The 427-nt window shown below is 61.4% G+C and carries 1 protein-coding gene; it reads left to right on the top strand.

Annotated elements, in window-relative coordinates; all coding sequences use genetic code 11:
* The coding region (locus BK665_RS33925) for a hypothetical protein (protein WP_511261986.1) at window positions 1-427 on the top strand (427 nt) is incomplete at both ends.

The raw sequence follows: 427 nt of genomic DNA on the forward strand, positions 1-427 counted from the left end.
ACGACACCCGGCATCGCCTGGTCGAGGCGACCAACGCTGCGGGCGAAAGCGAACGCTACGACTACGACGATCAGCACGTGATCCTGCAGCGGCAATTGGCCGGTGGGGCGAGTCACTTCTGGGAGTGGGAAAAGTCCGGCAAGGCTGCGCGATGTGTCCGGCACCGGGCTTCGGTTTCGCAGATGGACACGGCTTACACCTGGGATGACCAAGGCGGCGTCGTGGTCAAAAACGTCGACGGTAGCGAAGAGGTTTACGTCCATGACGACCGGGCGCGGTTGGTGCGCAAGGTTGAGTTGGATGGTGGCGAACACCTCAAGTCCTACGACGAACAGGGACGATTGATCGCCGAGCAAGATTCGCCCGGTGCGATCAACCAAGACCGCTATGACGAAGTCGGACGCCTGGTGACGCTGATTCCACCGGA

It is taken from the genome of Pseudomonas frederiksbergensis, assembly GCF_003732665.1.
GTDB classification, from domain to species: Bacteria; Pseudomonadota; Gammaproteobacteria; order Pseudomonadales; family Pseudomonadaceae; genus Aquipseudomonas; species Aquipseudomonas frederiksbergensis_G.